The 16,226-nt window shown below is 65.5% G+C and carries 19 protein-coding genes and 1 tRNA gene; 13 read left to right on the top strand and 7 right to left on the bottom strand.

The window, feature by feature from the left end; translation table 11 throughout:
• Nucleotides 1-90: 90 nt before the first annotated feature.
• The 5 genes from B6V74_RS03055 to B6V74_RS03075 all read right to left on the bottom strand — a co-directional run bounded on the left by B6V74_RS03055 (nucleotide 91) and on the right by B6V74_RS03075 (nucleotide 3,265).
• Nucleotides 91-1,398 (bottom strand): MATE family efflux transporter, encoded by a 1,308-nt coding sequence (locus B6V74_RS03055; RefSeq protein ID WP_088721923.1) that lies wholly within the window; start codon nucleotides 1,396-1,398, stop codon nucleotides 91-93.
• The gene (locus B6V74_RS03060; protein WP_075776152.1) at nucleotides 1,391-1,915 is read right to left on the bottom strand and encodes a PaaI family thioesterase; all 525 of its coding nucleotides are present in this window, start codon (nucleotides 1,913-1,915) and stop codon (nucleotides 1,391-1,393) included. Before B6V74_RS03060 ends, B6V74_RS03055 begins: the two co-directional genes overlap by 8 nt.
• Complete coding sequence (locus B6V74_RS03065) at nucleotides 1,912-2,370, bottom strand: PaaI family thioesterase (RefSeq protein WP_088719067.1); 459 nt, start codon at nucleotides 2,368-2,370, stop codon at nucleotides 1,912-1,914. The genes B6V74_RS03060 and B6V74_RS03065 overlap by 4 nt, the downstream gene beginning before the upstream one ends.
• A 65-nt stretch (nucleotides 2,371-2,435) precedes the next feature.
• Nucleotides 2,436-2,711, bottom strand: a complete 276-nt coding sequence (locus B6V74_RS03070; RefSeq protein WP_075776154.1) for a peptidase — start codon at nucleotides 2,709-2,711, stop codon at nucleotides 2,436-2,438.
• Between the two features lie 104 nt (nucleotides 2,712-2,815).
• Nucleotides 2,816-3,265, bottom strand: a complete 450-nt coding sequence (locus tag B6V74_RS03075; RefSeq protein WP_088721924.1) for a nucleoside deaminase — start codon at nucleotides 3,263-3,265, stop codon at nucleotides 2,816-2,818.
• Nucleotides 3,266-3,388: 123 nt separating this feature from the next.
• Here B6V74_RS03075 and B6V74_RS03080 point away from each other — a divergent pair, with 123 nt between their 5' ends.
• The 6 genes from B6V74_RS03080 (at nucleotide 3,389) to B6V74_RS03105 (ending at nucleotide 10,696) form a co-directional block, all read left to right on the top strand.
• The gene (locus B6V74_RS03080) at nucleotides 3,389-5,038 is read left to right on the top strand and encodes a pseudouridine synthase (protein WP_088721925.1); all 1,650 of its coding nucleotides are present in this window, start codon (nucleotides 3,389-3,391) and stop codon (nucleotides 5,036-5,038) included.
• A gap of 253 nt (nucleotides 5,039-5,291) precedes the next feature.
• Nucleotides 5,292-6,203, top strand: coding sequence for a 5-bromo-4-chloroindolyl phosphate hydrolysis family protein (locus B6V74_RS03085; RefSeq protein WP_088721926.1), 912 nt, complete (start codon nucleotides 5,292-5,294; stop codon nucleotides 6,201-6,203).
• A 61-nt stretch (nucleotides 6,204-6,264) separates the two neighbouring features.
• A complete protein-coding gene (locus B6V74_RS03090) occupies nucleotides 6,265-7,443 on the top strand; it encodes a toxic anion resistance protein (protein ID WP_075776158.1) in 1,179 nt (392 codons plus the stop codon).
• A complete protein-coding gene (locus B6V74_RS03095) occupies nucleotides 7,440-8,408 on the top strand; it encodes a DUF2927 domain-containing protein (RefSeq protein ID WP_075776159.1) in 969 nt (322 codons plus the stop codon). Before B6V74_RS03090 ends, B6V74_RS03095 begins: the two co-directional genes overlap by 4 nt.
• Nucleotides 8,409-8,430: 22 nt before the next feature.
• On the top strand, nucleotides 8,431-9,558 hold the full coding sequence (locus B6V74_RS03100) for an SPFH domain-containing protein (RefSeq protein ID WP_075776160.1): 1,128 nt from the start codon (nucleotides 8,431-8,433) through the stop codon (nucleotides 9,556-9,558).
• A 4-nt stretch (nucleotides 9,559-9,562) separates the two neighbouring features.
• Nucleotides 9,563-10,696, top strand: a complete 1,134-nt coding sequence (locus tag B6V74_RS03105) for a zinc ribbon domain-containing protein (RefSeq protein WP_233243023.1) — start codon at nucleotides 9,563-9,565, stop codon at nucleotides 10,694-10,696.
• Nucleotides 10,697-10,700: 4 nt separating this feature from the next.
• Here B6V74_RS03105 and B6V74_RS18880 read toward each other — a convergent pair whose 3' ends face one another.
• The gene (locus B6V74_RS18880; protein ID WP_158275078.1) at nucleotides 10,701-10,877 is read right to left on the bottom strand and encodes a hypothetical protein; all 177 of its coding nucleotides are present in this window, start codon (nucleotides 10,875-10,877) and stop codon (nucleotides 10,701-10,703) included.
• Between the two features lie 68 nt (nucleotides 10,878-10,945).
• Here B6V74_RS18880 and B6V74_RS03110 point away from each other — a divergent pair, with 68 nt between their 5' ends.
• The 7 genes from B6V74_RS03110 (at nucleotide 10,946) to B6V74_RS03140 (ending at nucleotide 15,627) form a co-directional block, all read left to right on the top strand.
• Nucleotides 10,946-11,398 carry a thioredoxin domain-containing protein gene (locus B6V74_RS03110; protein ID WP_078539752.1) on the top strand — a complete coding sequence of 151 codons (453 nt, stop codon included), beginning with the start codon at nucleotides 10,946-10,948 and terminating at the stop codon, nucleotides 11,396-11,398.
• Between the two features lie 86 nt (nucleotides 11,399-11,484).
• A tRNA-Ala gene (locus tag B6V74_RS03115) sits at nucleotides 11,485-11,560 on the top strand.
• A gap of 284 nt (nucleotides 11,561-11,844) precedes the next feature.
• On the top strand, nucleotides 11,845-12,348 hold the full coding sequence (locus B6V74_RS03120; protein ID WP_075776162.1) for a YbjN domain-containing protein: 504 nt from the start codon (nucleotides 11,845-11,847) through the stop codon (nucleotides 12,346-12,348).
• Between the two features lie 26 nt (nucleotides 12,349-12,374).
• Nucleotides 12,375-13,187, top strand: coding sequence for a pyrroline-5-carboxylate reductase (proC, locus tag B6V74_RS03125; protein WP_075776163.1), 813 nt, complete (start codon nucleotides 12,375-12,377; stop codon nucleotides 13,185-13,187).
• Nucleotides 13,184-13,519, top strand: a complete 336-nt coding sequence (locus B6V74_RS03130) for a tRNA-binding protein (protein ID WP_075776164.1) — start codon at nucleotides 13,184-13,186, stop codon at nucleotides 13,517-13,519. Before proC ends, B6V74_RS03130 begins: the two co-directional genes overlap by 4 nt.
• Complete coding sequence (locus B6V74_RS03135) at nucleotides 13,519-14,466, top strand: D-glycerate dehydrogenase (protein ID WP_088721927.1); 948 nt, start codon at nucleotides 13,519-13,521, stop codon at nucleotides 14,464-14,466. The genes B6V74_RS03130 and B6V74_RS03135 overlap by 1 nt, the downstream gene beginning before the upstream one ends.
• A gap of 42 nt (nucleotides 14,467-14,508) precedes the next feature.
• The gene (locus B6V74_RS03140; RefSeq protein ID WP_088721928.1) at nucleotides 14,509-15,627 is read left to right on the top strand and encodes a beta-ketoacyl-ACP synthase III; all 1,119 of its coding nucleotides are present in this window, start codon (nucleotides 14,509-14,511) and stop codon (nucleotides 15,625-15,627) included.
• Nucleotides 15,628-15,630: 3 nt separating this feature from the next.
• Here B6V74_RS03140 and B6V74_RS03145 read toward each other — a convergent pair whose 3' ends face one another.
• Nucleotides 15,631-16,212, bottom strand: coding sequence for a thymidine kinase (locus B6V74_RS03145; protein WP_075776167.1), 582 nt, complete (start codon nucleotides 16,210-16,212; stop codon nucleotides 15,631-15,633).
• Nucleotides 16,213-16,226: the final 14 nt, after the last annotated feature.

Below are 16,226 nucleotides of genomic sequence, written 5' to 3' on the forward strand. Positions count from 1 at the left end.
GGCGCTGCCCCCTCGGGCTTCGCCCTCACCCCCGGGATATTTCTCCCAAGGGGAAGGGAGAGGCGGGGCGCAGTCAGAGGGGCCGCGCCTCTACCCGGATGAAGCTTTCGCCTCGGCCCGGGGATAGAGCCGGCCCATCGTCAGGCCGCGCGTGGCGTTGAGGATCATCAGCCCCGCCCAGAGCCCGTGATTGCCGAAAAGCGGGATCAGCACGAATAGCGCCACCGTGTAGATCGCGACCGAGACGACCATCGCGTTGCGCATCTCGCGCGTCAGGGTCGCCCCGATGAAAATGCCGTCGAGCATCCAGGCCGGTCCCCCGATCAGCGGCGCGGCAGCGATCCAGAACAGGTAATCGCGCGCCTCGATGCGGACATTCGGCGCGGTGGTCATCAGGTCGATGATCGCAGGGCCTGCGAGCAGGAAGACCGCGCCCAGCACGAGCGCGCCACCGATCCCCCATTGCGAGGACACGATGCTCGCCCGGCGCAGCCGTGCCGCGGAATGCGCGCCCACGGCCTGCCCCACGAGGCTCTCGGCGGAGAAGGCGAACCCGTCCAGCGCGAAGGCCGTGATCTGCAGGAATTGCAGCAGCACCTGATTGGCCGCGAGGGTCACATCGCCCTGCCCCGCGCCGAGGAACAGGAAGGAGGTGAAGCTCGCCTGCAGCAGGATCGAGCGCAGCATGATGTCGGTATTCACCCGCGCCATAGTCGCCAGTTTCACGCGGTCGAAGATCGCGCGCGCGCGCCACAGCCCTCCCGCAAAGGCAGCGCGACACAGCCAAAGCGCCAGCAGCACACCGCCGATTTCGGAGATGAGCGTGGCGCCGGCAACGCCTTGCACGCCCCAACCGAAGCCGAGAACGAACAGAAGATCCAGCCCGACGTTCAACGCGTTCATCGCCACCTGTAGCAAGAGGACCCCGCGCGTGCGCTCCAGCGCAATCAACCAGCCGGTGAAGGCGTAAAGCGAGATAGTGAGCGGGGCGCCCCAGATGCGGATCTGCAGGTAGTCGCGGGCAAGACCCTCGACCTCGTCGCTCGCAGGAGCCAGTTGGAACGCTGCCCAGAACAGCGGCAATTGCAGCACGATCAGGCTCAGCCCGGCGATCCCCGCAATGATCAGCGCGCGCATCAGCCCGGCGGACACCTCGCCCGTGTCGCCCGTCCCATGCGCCTGGCTCACCAGCCCCGTTGTGCCCATCCGGAGGAAGCCGAAGATCCAGTAGAGCGAGGACAGGATCACCGCTCCGATCCCCACCGCCCCGATCGGCGCGGGCAGGCCGATCTGGCCGACGACAGCCGTGTCGACCGCGCCGAGGATCGGGATCGTGGCGTTCGAGAGGACGATGGGCAGCGCGATCTTCAGGACCCGCGCATGGGTAATCTCAGCCATTGGCGGAGGTATCGTCCCGCGCGGGCATCAGGAAGTGTCCGGTCGCCTGCGCGAAGATCCGGGTCCGGTTGTCTTGCCACGCCTCGACATGGACGCTGGCGTAACGCCGCCCCGAGCGGTTGACCCGCGCCCGCGCATAGGCGTCGCGCGGCAGGCCGGAGCGCAGGTAATCCACCGTGAAGTCGATCGTCTTGGGCAGCCGCGGCAGGCTCTCGGGCGTCAGCGCGTCGAAATCGATCCGCCCCGCCTCGATATCGTCCCAGAGGTAGGACCAGCTGAGCTCGATGATCGCGGTGACCTCTAGAAAGGCCGCCGTCACCCCGCCATGGATCGCGGGCAGCATCGGGTTGCCGATCAGCTTGTCATCATAGGACAGAACACCGGTCAGCTCGTCGCCGCGCCGGTCGAAACCGATGCCGAGGAATTGCGCGTAAGGAATGCCCTCGACGAGCATCTTGAGCGCGCCGTCACGGCGCTGCTTGACCTGCTGGACGGGTTCGGGCTTGGGACGGCTCATGCCTGGCCCTCCGATTTGGGTTTGTCGGGGCGCGAGACGGTGAAAGCACCGGTGGCAGTCGCCACGGGGCGCTCCGCGTCCTCGTCATGGGTGGTCGCACGCACGAAGGCCACCGAGCGGGTGACGTGATAGCATTCGGCCCGCGCGGTGATCCGCTGGCCGGGCGTCGCGGGGCGCATGTAATCGATGCGCAGATCGAGCGTCGCGGTAGAGGCGCCCGCCTGCGGGTGGCTCATTACGGCGGCGCCCGCGCAGGTATCCATCAGCGCCGAGACCGCGCCGCCATGGATCACGCCGGTGCGCGGATCGCCCACGAAGCGCGTGTCATAGGGCATCGAAAGGGTCGCGCAGCCGGGGCGGATCTCGTCCATCTCCATTCCCAGCGCGCGGGAATGCGGGATCGCCTCAATGAACTGGCGCGCCTGTTCGAGTATCTTGTCGTTCTCGTCGCTCATGAAATCATCCCCGAATGTCTTGCGCGACTATCCCCGCTGGCCGACGGGGTTACAAGACCCGCGCCTCAGCCCTGCCCCTGCGACATCAGGAAATAGCGCGCGATCCCGTAGAGGTAGAAACCGGTGAACATGATGTTGAGATATTTCAGCTGGCGCTCTGTATGCAGCCAGGCGTGATAGGCCCAGATCAGACAGAATGGCAGGCTGAGAAACAGGTTGAGCGGGTACCAGTTCTGCACGATGGCAATGGTGGAGGCGATGCCGAGGGCGAGCGCGACCCATTTCATCTCTTGCTGATAGGCAGCAAGGCCACCTTCGCGCAGACGCAATGCCGAACGCATTCCCGCTCCTTCTGGTCGTCTTCGATATAGGGGATCGCGGCCCCTAGGGCCTGCGATACGCTTGATATGCCACATGAAAGTAGACGCGTCCAGACGGGCGAGGCTCAGCGGCGCGCTGCGAAGAAATCCTTCAAAAGCGTCTCGGCCTCCGCCGCCCCGATGCCGTCGTAGATTTCCGGCACGTGGTGGCTCTGCGGATGCGCGAAGATGCGCGGCCCCTGCGCGACGCCGCCCGATTTCGGATCGGCCGCGCCATAATAGAGCCGCGCGATCCGGGCCTGCGAGATCGCCGAGGCGCACATCGGACAGGGCTCGAGCGTGACATAGAGGTCGTAACCGGGCAGCCGCTCCGAGCCGATCTGCGCACAGGCGTCGCGCATCGCGAGAATCTCGGCATGGGCCGTCGGATCGCCGAGCTCGCGCGTGCGGTTGCCCGCAGACGCCACCACCCTACCGTCAGGGGAGACGACGACCGCGCCGACGGGCACTTCGCCGCGCTTGGCCGCCGCGCGCGCCTCTGCCAGCGCCTGTTGCATGAAAGACCGGAATTCCATGGCTCTTCATCGCCTGCAAACCCGCGCTTATCAAGACGCTTCCCACGCGCCTCGGAAAGGTGTAGATCGCGGTCTTTCGCGCCCGAGCGACTCGCGCGCCCCCTCCCCTAGAAGGAACCGGACATGACCGACACTCCCGAAAATTCCGCCCCGAAATCCGTCGAAAAATCCGCCGCGAAGGAACGCGTCGCCAAGGTGATCGCGCGCTCCGGCGTGGCCTCGCGCCGCGACGCCGAGAAGATGATCCTCGCCGGCAAGGTCGCGGTGAACGGCAAGCAGATCGACTCGCCCGCACTCGACGTGGCGGCCTCGGACAAGATCACCATCGACGGCAAGGCGATCGACGCACCGCAGGAGACGCGGCTGTGGCTCTATTACAAGCCGCTGGGTCTGGTCACGACCGAGAAGGACGAACAGGGCCGCCGTACGATTTTCGACGAAATGCCCGAAGGCATGCCGCGCGTGCTGAACGTGGGCCGTCTCGACCTCAACTCCGAAGGCCTGCTGCTCTTGACCAATGACGGCGGCCTCAAGCGCCGTCTGGAACTGCCCGAGACCGGCTGGCTGCGCAAATACCGCGTTCGCGTGAATGGCCGCCCGACCGAGCAGAGCTTCGAGCCGCTGCGCCAAGGCATAACCATCGACGGCGAAGAATTCCTGCCGATGGAGGTCTCGCTCGACCGTCAGCAGGGCGCGAATGCGTGGCTGACCGTGGGCATCCGTGAAGGCCGCAACCGCGAAATCCGTCGCGCCATGACCGAGATCGGCTTCCAGGTGAACCGCCTGATCCGGATCAGCTATGGTCCGTTCCGCCTGATGGACATGAAGGCAGGCGACGTCATGGAAGTGAAGCGCAAGATGCTGCGCGACCAGCTGGGCGGCCTGCTCGACGACAAGCCGGTGGGCGGCGAAGCGAAGCCCGAGCGCAAGGAGCGTGGGGATCGCCCGGAGCGCGGCGAGCGCAAGGACCGGGGCGACAAGCCGCGCTTCAAGCGGGATCGCGACGACGGCGGGCGCGATGACAAGCCGCGCTTCCGCAAGGATCGTGACGAAGGCGGCAGTGAGGATCGTCCGCGCAAGCCGCGCACGGGCGGATTCAAATCGCATCGTGACGAGGGCGACCGCGGAGATCGGGGCGAGCGCGGCGATCGTGGGCCGCGCTTCTCGAAGGACCGGGGCGACCGCCCGGATCGCGGGCCGCGTGGCGACAAGCCGCGCTTCAACCGGGACCGCGACGAGGGTAGCCGCGACGACAAGCCGCGCTTCCGCAAGGACCGCGAAGAGGGCGGGCGCGAGGATCGCCCGTTCCGCGACGGGCCACGCAAGCCGCGGGCCGGTGGCTTCAAGTCGCATCGCGATGAAGGCGAGCGCGGCGATCGGGGTCCGCGTTTCTCGAAGGATCGGGGCGAGCGCCCGGATCGTGGGCCGCGTGGCGACAAGCCCAGCTTCAACCGCGACCGCGATGACCGCTCCGGCGGGAAGTTCGGCGGCAAGCCCAGTGGGAAGTTCGGCGACAAGGCACGCTTCAGCAGGGACCGCGACGAAGCGGGCCGCGACGACCGTAGCGGCGACAAGCCCCGCTCGGGCGGGTTCAAATCGCATGGTGGCAAACCGGGCGGGAAACCGCGTTCGGGCGGCTTCAAATCCCACGGCGACGCGCGCGGCGACCGGCCCGCACGTTCCGGCGGCTTCAAATCGCATGGAGGCAAGCCGGGCGGAAAACCCGGCGGCAAGCCCTTCGGCGGCAAGCCGCGCGGTGGTAACCGCGACTGACCGGCGAAAACACGCTGTGAGTGAGGGGAAAACCGCCGTGGTTTTCCCCTCACTTTTTTCCTCGGCGGGTTTACGCGAATTTCACACCGTCTCTCTGGCATAGACCCGCCAGCCTGCTTATAAAATATTATCAGGACGCCGGAATTCGCGTCCGATGGCAGGGGCTGGCGATGTCGCGCGAAGCGCAAAAAAGAATCGCTTTCTGGCTGATGATCGCGCTGACGCTGTCGGTCGCGTTCACCGGGAGCGTGTGATGGCTCAACGCTATGGCGGAAAATACTCGCCCCAAGGTCCGGCCAGCGGGCCCGACCTGCACGATCCCCGCAGCATACCTCCCCATCGCCGTCCCGATGCTCGCCACCCCCAGGAAGGCCGTCCGTTCTGGATCGTGGCCGCCGCCCTGCCCTTTCTGCTGAGCGCTTTCGGCAGCGGGCCCCTCACCTTGGCCCGCGCGCTCGCGGCTTTCGCGCTGATCGCGGGCGCCGCCTGGACGATCCGCGAGGGGCTGCGGGCGGAATTCGCCTATGTCGCCCGCGCCTCGGCCAAGCGGCCCGCCTTTCCTCGGAAGATTCTGGGCTCGGTCGCCTATGGGCTGGGCCTCGCCATCGGCGCACAAGCGCCCGGCCTCGGTGTGATCGGAGCCGCCGGGATCGGCGCGATCGGCACCGTTGTCTCGCTCGTGGCCTTCGGTCTCGATCCGCTGAAGGACAAGGGGATGGACGGCGTCGACGAATTTCAGCAAGAGCGCGTCGCCCGCGTGGTCAAGGAGGGCGAGGCCTATCTGGAAGAGATGCGCAAGGCGATCACCCCCTCGGGCGAGCGTGTCCTGATCGGCCGGGTCGAGCAATTCGCCACCACTGCCCGCGATCTGTTCCGCGCGGTCGAGGAAGACCCCGGCGATCTGGCGCAGGCGCGGCGCTACATGACGGTCTATCTGCAGGGCGCGCGCGACGCGACGATCAAGTTCGCCGACCTGTGGCGCAACACCCGCGATCAGACCGCACGCGACGATTACGCGGCGCTGCTGGATGATCTGGAGGCGAATTTCACCGCGCGCACCAGGAAGATGCTGGAAGACGGCCGCGAAGGGCTGGAAATCGAGATCGACGTTCTGCGCGACCGGCTGGCGCGCGAAGGGGTCGTGCCGACGACCCGAAAGACATGACGAGGCGTGACGTGACACGTGACCCCGGGACCTGTCCCGACAGGCGCAAGGAGGCCCTGAGATGACCGAGACGACCCGCCAGAAGGCGACCGAGCTGATGACCGAAGTGGAAGGTGTCAGCGGCTCCCTGCTGCCCGAGCCGGGCCCGGCAGAGGCGGTGACCCCGCTCGATCAGGCTCCGCCGGAAACCGCCGAGGAAATCCGCAAGCGCATGGCCGAGCTGGACATGAGCGACACGAATTCGATCGTCCGCTTCGGTTCGCGCGCGCAGACCGATCTGCAATCGATCAGCCAGGAAATGCTCTCGGGCGTCAAGAACAAGGATGTCGGCCCCGCCGGGGACAGCCTGCGCCAGATCGTCACCACGATCCGCGGCTTCTCGGTGTCGGAACTCGATGTACGCCGCAAGCGCAGCTGGTGGGAGAAACTGCTGGGCCGCGCCGCTCCGTTTGGCAATTTCGTCGCCCGCTTCGAGGAGGTGCAGGGCCAGATCGACCGCGTCACCGACGAGTTGCTGAGCCACGAGCATAACCTGCTCAAGGACATCAAATCGCTCGATATGCTCTACGACAAGACGCTGCATTTCTACGACGAGCTCGCGCTCTACATTGCAGCGGGCGTCGAAAAGCTGGCCCAGCTCGACACGCAGGAAATCCCTGCAAAAGAAACAGAGATGGAAGCCGCTTCCGAAGATCAGAAAGTACTCAAGGCACAGGAACTCCGCGATCTGCGCGCCGCGCGCGACGATCTGGAACGCCGGGTGCATGATCTGAAACTGACGCGTCAGGTGACGATGCAGTCGCTGCCTTCGATCCGGCTGGTCCAGGAAAACGACAAGAGCCTTGTGACCAAGATCAACTCGACGCTGGTGAACACGGTGCCTCTCTGGGAGACTCAGCTGGCGCAGGCGGTCACGATCCAGCGCTCGCGCGAGGCGGCGGGCGCCGTGCGCGAAGCGAATGACCTCACCAACGACCTGCTGACCGCCAACGCCAAGAACCTGCGCGAAGCCAATGCCGAGATCCGCACCGAAATGGAACGCGGCGTTTTCGACATCGAGGCGGTGAAAGCGGCCAATGCCGATCTGGTCGCCACGATCGAAGACAGCCTGCGCATCGCCGACGAAGGCAAGCGCAAGCGGGCCGATGCCGAGAAGGAACTGATCGAGATGGAAGACAAGCTGCGCAACACCCTGTCGGCGGCGAAATCCTCCGCACAGGCCGGCGGAGCTGCGGGATGATGCGGATGCGTGCGGCCTTCCCGGTTCTTGCAGGGCTGGCGGCGCTGGCCCTTTCGGCCTGCACGCCGGGCTTGGGCGGCTCGCCGCTCGCACCGGACAAGACCGCGCGCCCGCCCAGCGCGCCAGCCGATCTCGACCGCTCCAAGGTCACGGAGCAGAGCGCGCTGTCGCGAGAGATGTCTGCCTATTTCGCCAAGACCGCCGCCGAGATGGAAAGCCGCGGCCAGCTGCGCACCGATGTCGCGCCGCGCGATGCACCGTTCAACCAGCGCCAACTGGTGCAGAACTTTATCCATATCGCGCTCTACGACGAATACGCGGCGCAGGGCGGCGGGTTCGTCGCCCGCCAGACGCCCTCTCGGCTGCGGCGCTGGGAGAAACCGGTGCGGATGGACGTCGATTTCGGCGCCTCGATTCCCAAGGCCGACCGCGCCTCGGATGTCGCCGAAGTGCGCGCCTATGCGGGCAAGCTCGCGAGCGCCTCGCGCCATCCGGTCAGCGTTGTAAAGCATGGCGGCAATTTCCACGTGCTGTTCCTCAACGAAGACGAGCGTCGCGCGATCGGCCCGCGACTGCGACAACTCGTGCCGGGGATCGATGAAAGCTCCGTCGAGGCGATCACGAACCTGCCGCTGTCCACCTACTGTGTCGTCTTCGCCTTCTCGCAGGGCGACAGCCCGATCTATACCGACGCGGTCGCGGTGATCCGCGGCGAGCACCCGCCGGAACTGCGCACCAGCTGTATCCACGAGGAGCTGGCTCAGGGGCTCGGCCTCGCGAATGACTATCCGCGCGCGCGGCCCTCGATCTTCAACGATGACGAGGAATTCTCGCTGCTGACCAAGCATGACGAGCTGCTGCTGCAGATGCTTTACGATCCGCGCCTGAAGCCCGGCATGACCGAGCGCGAGGCCCGCCCGATCGTCACCACCATCGCCGCCGAATTGCTGGGCGGCGCAAGCTGAGAACCAAGAAGGAACCGCATCCATGGGCATTCTCGATTTCCTCTCGGGCGAATTCATCGACGTCATCGGCTGGACCGACGACACCCGCGACACGATGGTCTGGCGGTTCGAACGTGAGGGCCATGCGATCAAATACGGCGCCAAGCTGACCGTCCGCGAAGGTCAGGCCGCCGTCTTCGTCCATGAGGGGCAGCTGGCCGATATCTTCGGTCCGGGCCTCTACATGCTGGAGACGAACAACCTGCCGATTCTGACGACGCTTCAGCATTGGGATCACGGGTTCAAATCGCCCTTCCAGTCCGAAATCTATTTCGTCAACACAACGCGGTTCAATGACCTCAAATGGGGCACGAAGAACCCGGTCATGGCGCGCGATCCCGAATTCGGCCCGGTGCGCATCCGCGCCTTCGGCACCTATTCGATGCGTGTCACCGACCCGGGCAAGTTCCTGACCGAGATCGTCGGCACCGACGGCGAATTCACCTCGGACGAGATCAGCTACCAGCTGCGCAACGTGATCGTGCAGGAGTTTTCGCGCGCCATCGCCAGCTCGGGCATCCCGGTCCTCGACATGGCGGCGAACACTGCGGACATGGGTAAGGTGATCACCAAGGCGATCGCACCCACCATTGCGAATTACGGGCTGGAGCTGCCGGAATTCTACATCGAGAACGTCTCGCTTCCCGAAGCGGTGGAGGCGGTTCTCGACAAGCGCACCTCGATGGGCATCGTGGGCGATCTGAACCGCTACATGCAATATAATGCCGCGGAGGCCATGGGGCAGCCGGGCTCGGGCGCCTCCGCCGGGATGGGCGCGGCGATGGGGGCCGGAATGGGCGCGGGCATGGGCATGGCAATGGGTCAGCAGATGGGGCCGTGGGGGCAGATGGGTCAACAACCCGCCGCCGCCGCACCGCCGCCCCCTCCCCCGCCGCCGGTCGAGAAGGTCTGGCATCTCGCGGTCAACGGCCAGACGCAGGGGCCCTTCGGGCGCGGCCATCTGGGACGCATGGTCTCGGAAGGCTCTCTCACCCGTGACAGTCTCGTCTGGACGCCGGGTCAGAACGGCTGGATGCGCGCCGAGGACGTGACCGAACTGGCGCAGCTCTTCACCATCGCACCGCCGCCGCCCCCGCCTGCTGCGAGCTGATCCGATGCTGGGTTTCCCGAAAGTGGGGCGGAGCGCAGCTGCCGCCCCTGCCGACCCACGCGGCGAGAGCCACTATCACTGCGAAAGCTGCGGCGCCGATCTGCGGTTTGCGCCGGGCCAGACGCGGCTCGTCTGCGACCACTGCGGCCATGTGCAGGACATTCCCTCCGCCACCGGGCGCGGTGAGGCCCGTTTGCGCGAATTGCCGCTCGACGATGCGCTGACCCGCGAATTGCCCGCGCAGGAGATGGAGGAGCACCGCACCGTCTCCTGCCCCAATTGCGGCGCCTCGATCGAGCTGCAGAATGGCGAGCACGCGACCGAATGCCCGTTCTGCGCGACGCCGGTGGTGGTCGATACCGGCACGACGCGGCTGATCAAGCCGCAAGGCGTGCTCCCCTTCCAACTGACCGAGGAACAGGCGCGCGCGGCGCTCTCGAAATGGCTCGGCTCGCTGTGGTTCGCGCCCAACGGGCTGTCGCAATATGCCCGCAAAGGCCGGCGCATGACCGGCATCTACGCGCCCTTCTGGACCTTCGATGCCGCCACCCGCACGCGCTATTCCGGGCAGCGCGGCGATGCTTACTACGTCACGCGCACGGTGCAGACCGACAAGGGCCCCCGCACCGAGCAGGTCCGCCGCATCCGCTGGACCCCGGTCTCGGGTCAGGTCGCGCGCGATTTCGACGATGTGGTGATCTACGCCGCGCGCTCGCTGCCGCCCGAGTACGTGCAGGCGCTGCGCCCTTGGGATTTGACGGCACTCGAACCCTACCGGCGCGATTACCTCGCGGGCTTCACCGCCGAGGGCTACACCGTGCAACTGCAAGAGGGCCATCATGCCGCGCAGGCAGAGATGATCCGCGTCATCCAGACCGACATCCGTCGCGATATCGGCGGCGACGAGCAGCGGATCGGCGCGATGGACCCGCAGTTTTCGGCCGAAACCTTCAAGCATATCCTGCTACCGATCTGGACCGCCGCGTACAAGTTCCGCGGCCGCTCCTACCGCTTCGTCGTCAACGCCCAGACGGGCCGCGTGCGGGGGGATCGCCCGTGGTCGGCATGGAAGATCGCACTGGCAGTGATTGCTGCACTAATCGTGGCGGGCGTGTTCTTCTACCTGAAGGGCCGCTGAGAGATCAGCCTTTTGCCAAGTCTTCCATCCCGAAGGCGACGCCCTGCGGCGCGAGCCATTCGGCGAAGCGCGCAATCTTCTCGTCAATCGAGCAGGTATTGGTCTGCCGCGCCATTTCGATGTCATAGGCGGCGCGAAGATCCATCTGGCGTTCGGGGCTCAGCTCTTTCCAGCGCGTCATGTCGTCTCCTTGCAAAGCCGAAGTGGGTTCCCGATATATCTTTCAACCCAATGTAAAGGAGGGGTGACATGACCCAATCCTCTCAAAGCTATCGTGTGACCTGCCTCGATTGCGGACAGGCCAACCGCGTTCCCGCCGAGAAGCTGGGCGCGAACCCGAAATGCGGCACCTGCGGCGGATGGCTCGTTTCGCACAAGGTGACGGAAGTAGATTTCAAGACGCTCGCCAAGGCCGAGAAGGACGACCTGCCGCTGCTGGTCGATTTCTGGGCGCCGTGGTGCGGCCCGTGCAAGGCAATGGCGCCGCAGTTCAACATGGCCGCAGAGAAGCTGACACCCCATGTGCGGCTCGCGAAGATCAACACGCAGGTGAACCCTACCGCGACTCAACGCTACCGGATTCAGGGCATTCCCGCCTTCATCCTGTTCGCGAAAGGCCGCGAGGTCGCCCGTGCCGCAGGGGCGCGCCCGGCAGGCGATCTGGTCAATTTCGTGAAGTCGAAAATCTCGGTGCCCGCATAAAGCGGATCGGCAGAAATTTTAGCGTGCGGCGCGGGCGGGCCGCTTGACAACGCCCGCGCCTTGCGCGAAATACCACGCCACGGTACGGGGCCTTAGCTCAGCTGGGAGAGCGCGTCGTTCGCAATGACGAGGTCAGGGGTTCGATCCCCCTAGGCTCCACCAAACCGCCTCAAAAAGCGCCCGACCTTCGGGCGCTTTTTGCGTTTCAAAGCGATCTCAAATACTTAGCGGAAGAGAGCCAGCCAATGGCCCCGCTTTGTGGATGAACTATCCCCAGATTTCGTGGCACCCGCCCGGCTTATCCACCACAAATTGCTTTACAGAACGCAAACCTGCCTACACGATATGTTGTAGGGAAAGGCGGCTGCTACCGCCGCTCCTTGTAAAGCCGACAAGCCCTAGGGGAGCTGCACTCCGGGCATCTAAAAAGGCAGGGGGATACGAGCATGGCACTGAGCGAAGACTATCTGTACGCCGAGGAACTCCACCCGATCGACATCGTCGAGACGCTGGCCGAAGCCCATGAATGGGAATTCGACCGGGTTACCGATGACCAGATCGCAATGGCGGTCGAGGGTCAGTGGCGGACTTACTCGATCACCCTCGCCTGGTCGCCGATGGATGAAACCCTGCGGCTGATCTCCACTTTCGAGATGGATCCGCCCGCGACCCGTGAGGGCGCGCTCTACGAGCTTCTCAACCGCATCAACGACCGGGTCTGGACCGGCGCCTTCACCTTCTGGCCCGATCAGCGGCTGATGGTCTGGCGGCACGGGCTGGTGCTATCGGGCGGGCAGATGCCCGGGCCGGAGCAGATCGACCGGCTGATAGGCGCGGCTGTCGTGTCCTCCGAGCGGTTCTACCCGGCTTTCCAGCTGGCGACCTGGGGCGAGCGCACTCCCGAAGACGCGATGCAGGTGGCCATTGCGGAGGCCTACGGGCGCGCCTAATCTCCCCCCGAACCAAAGGGGGAAGCATGAGCTTTGATAACATTTCCGACCGCGGCCTCGTCATTCTGGGCTGCGGACGCATGGGCGGCGCGATCCTTCAGGGGCTGTTGAAGGGCGGTCTGCCCGCAGCTTCGGTCTGGGTGGTCGATCCGAATCCATCCGACTGGCTGAAAGAGTCCGGCGTGAATCTCAACGCCGAACTGCCCGACCACCCGGCTGTCGTCCTCGTCGCGGTGAAGCCGCAGATGATGGCCGACGCGCTGCCGCAGCTGTCGGCCATGGCCGAAGGCGATACTCTGTTCGTCACCGTCGCCGCGGGGATCACCATCGAGGGCTACGAGAAGATGCTGGGCAAGCAGGCGCGTCTGGTGCGCGCCATGCCCAACACGCCCGCCGCGATCGGCCGTGGCGTGACCGCGATCGTCGGCAATCCGAACGCGACGAGCGACGATCTGGACACGGCAGATGCGCTGATGACCGGCGTGGGTCAGGTCGTGCGGCTCGACAACGAGGGCCAGATGGATGCGGTAATCGGCGTCTCCGGCTCGGGCCCGGCCTATGTCTTCCACCTGATCGAGGTGATGGCGGCAGCGGGCGAGGCCGAGGGGCTCGATCCCGACCTGGCGCTGCGGCTCGCCAAGGCGACCGTGGGGGGCGCGGGGCAATTGGCCGAGGATAGCGACGAGAGCCCGTCGAAGCTGCGCGAGAACGTCACCTCGCCCGGCGGCACCACGGCAGCGGCGCTCGAGGTTCTGATGGACCCCGAGACCGGCATGCCGCCCCTGATGCGCAAAGCGGTCGCCGCGAATATCGCGCGCAACCGGGAGCTGGGGAAATGACCATCTCCTTCGACGACTTCATGAAGGTCGACATCCGGTGCGGCCGGATCACGCAGGCCGAGCCCTTCCCCGAGGCGCGCAAGCCCGCGATCAAGCTCTGGGTCGATTACGGCCCGGAGATCGGCGTGAAGAAAAGCTCCGCCCAGATCACGGTGCATTACGCGCCCGAGGAGCTGGTCGGCAAGCTGGTCTTCGGCGTGGTCAACTTTCCGCCGCGCCAGATCGGGCCGTTCATGTCCGAGGCACTGGTGCTCGGCGTGCCGGACGAGGCGGGCGAGGTCGTGCTGCTGACGCCCGACAAGGACGTCCCGATCGGCGGGAGGATGTATTGATGAAGCTCCTCGTAACCCGCAAGCTGACCGACGAAGTCGAGGCCCGCGTGGCGCGCGAATTCGACGTGACCTTCCGCAACGGGGCCGCGCCGATGACCGAGGAGGAAACCCGCGCGGCTCTGGCCGAGTATGACGCGCTTCTCGTCACGCTTGGCGACAAGGTGACGGCGGCGGCCTTCGAGGGCAGCCCGCGCGCGAAGATCGTGGCCAACTTCGGGGTCGGCTATAACCATATCGACGTGGCCGCCGCCGAGGCGAAGGGCATCACGGTGACCAACACGCCGGGCGCGGTGACGGACGCCACCGCCGATATCGCGATGATGCTGATCCTGATGAGCGCACGGCGCGCCTCGGCGGGCGAGCGGTTCGTGCGGCGCGGCGAGTGGACCGGCTGGACGCCGACGCAATTCCTAGGCCAGCACGTCTCGGGCAAGAAAGTCGGGATCATCGGTCTGGGCCGCATCGGTACGGCAATTGCGAAGCGCTGCCATTTCGGCTTCGGCATGGAGGTGGCTTACACCAAGCGCACCCCCGTCGATCCGGGCTTCCCCGCGACGCATTTGAGCCAAGACGAGTTGCTCGCCAGTTCCGATTTCGTGGTGATCGCGGTGCCGGCGAGCCCCGCCACGCATCACCTGATCGGCGCCGCCGAGATCGCGAAGATGCAGCCACATGCGCATCTCATCAATATCGCTCGCGGCGATATCGTCGACGAGGCGGCACTGGTGGCGGCGATGCAGGGCAATGTGATCGCGGGCGCGGGCCTCGACGTCTACGAGCGCGAGCCCGACGTCCCCGAGGCCCTGCGCGAGATGGATAACGTCACGTTGCTTCCGCATCTGGGCACCGCCGCTCTTGAGGTGCGCGACGACATGGGCCACATGGCGGTCGACAATCTCATCGCCTTTCGTGACGGCAACACGCCGCCCAATCGCGTGTCGTCTTGACCTTTCACCTCCTTGGCGGGAGGCTCTGCCAAGGAGGATCCGATGCATCAAGCCGTCATTACCGGGACCGGGGTCTATACGCCGGAACACGTCATCACGAATGCCGAACTGGTCGAAGCATTCAACGCCTATGCCGATCTGTTCAACGCCGAGAACGCAGAGGCCATCGCCGCAGGCGAGATCGAGGCCAAGCCGCATAGCTCGGTCGAGTTCATCCTGAAAGCCTCCGGGATCGAGCAGCGCTACGTGATGGACAAGGAAGGCGTGCTGGACCCCACGCGCATGTATCCGCGCCTGCGCCAGCGCTCGGATGAAGAGCCCGGCATCATGGCGGAAATCGCGCTCGATGCCTGCCACAAGGCGCTGAAGATGGCGGGCCGCACGGGCGAGGACGTCGATCTGGTGATCTGCGCGGCCTCGAACATGGAACGCGCCTACCCCGCCATCGCGATCGAGATTCAGAAGCTTCTCGGCGCGGGCGGTTTCGCTTTCGATATGAACGTCGCTTGTTCCTCGGCCACTTTCGGCATTCAGGCCGCCGCCGACATGATCCGCACCGGCTCCGTGCGGCGCGCGCTGGTCGTGAACCCCGAAATCACCTCGGGCCATCTCGAATGGCGCGACCGGGATTGCCATTTCATCTTCGGCGATGTGGCGACCGCGACACTAATCGAACGGCGCGAGGATGCGCCACATGGCTTCCTGATCCGTTCCACCCGTTGCGCGACGGAGTTCTCGAACAACATCCGCAACAATAACGGCTTCCTGCGCCGCACCCGGCCCGATGGCGTGGCCGACCGCCGCGACATGCAGTTCATGCAGGAGGGCCGTAAGGTCTTCAAGGAAGTGCTGCCAATGGTGGCGGGCCATATCCACGACCACCTCACCGAGACTGGCGTGGCGACCGAGGACCTGCACCGCCTCTGGCTCCATCAGGCGAACAAATCGATGAACGACTTCATCGGCAAGAAGGTTCTGGGCCGCGATCCCGAGCCGGGCGAGCAGCCCAATATCCTGCAGGACTACGCCAACACGTCGTCTGCCGGCTCGATCATCGCGTTTTCGAATTATTCCGACGATTTCAAACCGGGCGAGATCGGACTGATCTGTTCTTTCGGGGCGGGCTATTCGGTGGGCTCGGTCGTGGTCGAGAAGATCTGAGGCTTAGGCCTCTCCCATCGCCTCGCGCCAATGACGGCGGCAGAGGCTGACATAGGTCTCGTTGCCACCGATCTGCACCTGATCGCCATCGCGCAGCGCCTGTCCGTCCGGGCCCATCCGCACCACCATCGTGGCCTTCTTGCCGCAATGGCAGATCGTGCGGACTTCGCGCATCTCGTCGGCGAGCGCCAGCAGCGCCGCCGAGCCGGGGAACAGCTTGCCCTGAAAATCCACGCGCAACCCGTAGCACATCACCGGCACGCGCAGGTCATCGACCGCGCGGGCGATCTGCCAGACCTGCGTCTCGGTCAGGAACTGCGCCTCGTCCACGAAGATGCAGGCGCAGGGGCCGTCCGCCAAGCGCTTCTCGATCAGCGCGAACATATCGGTCTCTTCGGTGAAACAGGCCGCCTCCGCACCGATGCCGATCCGGCTCGCGATGCGCCCGTCGCCCGCGCGATTGTCGAGCCGCGCGGTCACGAGGAACGTCTCCATCCCGCGTTCGATATAGTTGTGGGAGGCTTGCAAGAGGATCGTGCTCTTGCCCGCGTTCATCGTGGAATAATGGAAGTAGAGCTTGGCCATGGCCTGCAATAGCC

The sequence above is a fragment of the Thioclava sp. F42-5 genome, assembly GCF_002213195.1.
Lineage (GTDB): Bacteria > Pseudomonadota > Alphaproteobacteria > Rhodobacterales > Rhodobacteraceae > Thioclava > Thioclava nitratireducens.